Annotated in this window: 2 rRNA genes; both read right to left on the bottom strand. The window is 56.9% G+C overall.

Annotated elements, in window-relative coordinates:
* Positions 1–117: ribosomal RNA gene (gene rrf / locus ACIRR9_RS55785) — 5S ribosomal RNA — on the bottom strand.
* Between the two features lie 92 nt (positions 118–209).
* Positions 210–3,316 (bottom strand): 23S ribosomal RNA (locus ACIRR9_RS55780).
* Positions 3,317–3,366: the final 50 nt, after the last annotated feature.

The following is a 3,366-nucleotide window of genomic DNA, read 5'->3' as shown; positions in this document are numbered from 1 at the left end:
GTTCGGCGGCGTCCTACTCTCCCACAGGGTCCCCCCTGCAGTACCATCGGCGCTGTGAGGCTTAGCTTCCGGGTTCGGAATGTAACCGGGCGTTTCCCTCACGCTATGACCACCGAAACACTATGAAACTGTGAACGCCACACCACACCATGAAATCAGGTGTGGGGCTGTTCGTGGTTTCAGAACCAACACAGTGGACGCGAGCAACTGAGGACAAGCCCTCGGCCTATTAGTACCGGTCACCTCCACCCATTACTGGGCTTCCAGATCCGGCCTATCAACCCAGTCGTCTACTGGGAGCCTTACCCCATCAAGTGGGTGGGAATACTCATCTCGAAGCAGGCTTCCCGCTTAGATGCTTTCAGCGGTTATCCCTCCCGAACGTAGCCAACCAGCCATGCCCTTGGCAGAACAACTGGCACACCAGAGGTTCGTCCGTCCCGGTCCTCTCGTACTAGGGACAGCCCTTCTCAATATTCCTGCGCGCGCAGCGGATAGGGACCGAACTGTCTCACGACGTTCTAAACCCAGCTCGCGTACCGCTTTAATGGGCGAACAGCCCAACCCTTGGGACCGACTCCAGCCCCAGGATGCGACGAGCCGACATCGAGGTGCCAAACCATCCCGTCGATATGGACTCTTGGGGAAGATCAGCCTGTTATCCCCGGGGTACCTTTTATCCGTTGAGCGACGGCGCTTCCACAAGCCACCGCCGGATCACTAGTCCCGACTTTCGTCCCTGCTCGACCCGTCGGTCTCACAGTCAAGCTCCCTTGTGCACTTACACTCAACACCTGATTGCCAACCAGGCTGAGGGAACCTTTGGGCGCCTCCGTTACTCTTTAGGAGGCAACCGCCCCAGTTAAACTACCCATCAGACACTGTCCCTGATCCGGATCACGGACCCAGGTTAGACATCCAGCACGACCAGACTGGTATTTCAACGACGACTCCACCCGAACTGGCGTCCGAGTTTCAAAGTCTCCCAGCTATCCTACACAAGCCGAACCGAACACCAATATCAAACTGTAGTAAAGGTCCCGGGGTCTTTCCGTCCTGCTGCGCGAAACGAGCATCTTTACTCGTAGTGCAATTTCACCGGGCCTATGGTTGAGACAGTCGAGAAGTCGTTACGCCATTCGTGCAGGTCGGAACTTACCCGACAAGGAATTTCGCTACCTTAGGATGGTTATAGTTACCACCGCCGTTTACTGGCGCTTAAGTTCTCAGCTTCGCCCTGACGAATCAGAGCTAACCGGTCCCCTTAACGTTCCAGCACCGGGCAGGCGTCAGTCCGTATACATCGCCTTACGGCTTCGCACGGACCTGTGTTTTTAGTAAACAGTCGCTTCTCGCTGGTCTCTGCGGCCACCCCCAGCTCGAACAGCAAGTGTTCTCACCAGGTGTGGCCCCCCTTCTCCCGAAGTTACGGGGGCATTTTGCCGAGTTCCTTAACCATAGTTCACCCGAACGCCTCGGTATTCTCTACCTGACCACCTGAGTCGGTTTAGGGTACGGGCCGCCATGAAACTCGCTAGAGGCTTTTCTCGACAGCATAGGATCATCCACTTCACCACAATCGGCTCGGCATCAGGTCTCAGCCTTGATGTGCGACGGATTTGCCTACCGCACGGCCTACACCCTTACCCCGGGACAACCACCGCCCGGGATGGACTACCTTCCTGCGTCACCCCATCACTCACCTACTGCAAGTCTGGTCCGTCGGCTCCACCACTTTCCTTTCCCCGAAGGGTCCGGAACGGCTTCACGGACTTAGCATCGCCTGGTTCGATGTTTGACGCTTCACAGCGGGTACCGGAATATCAACCGGTTATCCATCGACTACGCCTGTCGGCCTCGCCTTAGGTCCCGACTTACCCTGGGCAGATCAGCTTGACCCAGGAACCCTTAGTCAATCGGCGCACACGTTTCTCACGTGTGAATCGCTACTCATGCCTGCATTCTCACTCGTCAACCGTCCACAACTACCTTCCGGTGCTGCTTCACCCGGCAGACGACGCTCCCCTACCCATCACAGCACCCGTTGGGGCTATATGCTGCAATGACACGACTTCGGCGGTACGCTTGAGCCCCGCTACATTGTCGGCGCGGAATCACTAGACCAGTGAGCTATTACGCACTCTTTCAAGGGTGGCTGCTTCTAAGCCAACCTCCTGGTTGTCTCTGCGACTCCACATCCTTTCCCACTTAGCGTACGCTTAGGGGCCTTAGTCGATGCTCTGGGCTGTTTCCCTCTCGACCATGGAGCTTATCCCCCACAGTCTCACTGCCGCGCTCTCACTTACCGGCATTCGGAGTTTGGCTAAGGTCAGTAACCCGGTAGGGCCCATCGCCTATCCAGTGCTCTACCTCCGGCAAGAAACACACGACGCTGCACCTAAATGCATTTCGGGGAGAACCAGCTATCACGGAGTTTGATTGGCCTTTCACCCCTAACCACAGGTCATCCCCCAGGTTTTCAACCCTGGTGGGTTCGGTCCTCCACGAAGTCTTACCTCCGCTTCAACCTGCCCATGGCTAGATCACTCCGCTTCGGGTCTTGAGCGTGCTACTGAAACGCCCTATTCGGACTCGCTTTCGCTACGGCTACCCCACACGGGTTAACCTCGCAACACACCGCAAACTCGCAGGCTCATTCTTCAAAAGGCACGCAGTCACACCACAAGGATGCTCCCACGGCTTGTAGGCACACGGTTTCAGGTACTATTTCACTCCCCTCCCGGGGTACTTTTCACCATTCCCTCACGGTACTATCCGCTATCGGTCACCAGGGAATATTTAGGCTTAGCGGGTGGTCCCGCCAGATTCACACGGGATTTCTCGGGCCCCGTGCTACTTGGGTGTCTCTCAAACGAGCCGCTGATGTTTCAGCTACGGGGGTCTTACCCTCTACGCCGGACCTTTCGCATGTCCTTCGCCTACATCAACGGTTTCTGACTCGTCTCACGGCCGGCAGACCGTGAAAGAGAGATCCCACAACCCCGTATACGCAACCCCTGCCGGGTCTCACACGCATACGGTTTGGCCTCATCCGGTTTCGCTCGCCACTACTCCCGGAATCACGGTTGTTTTCTCTTCCTGAGGGTACTGAGATGTTTCACTTCCCCTCGTTCCCTCCACACTGCCTATGTGTTCAGCAGTGGGTGACAGCCCATGACGACTGCCGGGTTTCCCCATTCGGAAACCCCCGGATCAAAGCCTGGTTGACGACTCCCCGGGGACTATCGCGGCCTCCCACGTCCTTCATCGGTTCCTGGTGCCAAGGCATCCACCGTGCGCCCTTAAAAACTTGGCCACAGATGCTCGCGTCCACTGTGCAGTTCTCAAACAACGACCAGCCACCCG

The organism is Streptomyces sp. NPDC101234, assembly GCF_044767525.1.
Classification (GTDB): domain Bacteria; phylum Actinomycetota; class Actinomycetes; order Streptomycetales; family Streptomycetaceae; genus Streptomyces; species Streptomyces sasae.
Note: the sequence above shows the minus strand (reverse complement) of the source record. Positions and strands in the feature narration are given on the sequence as shown.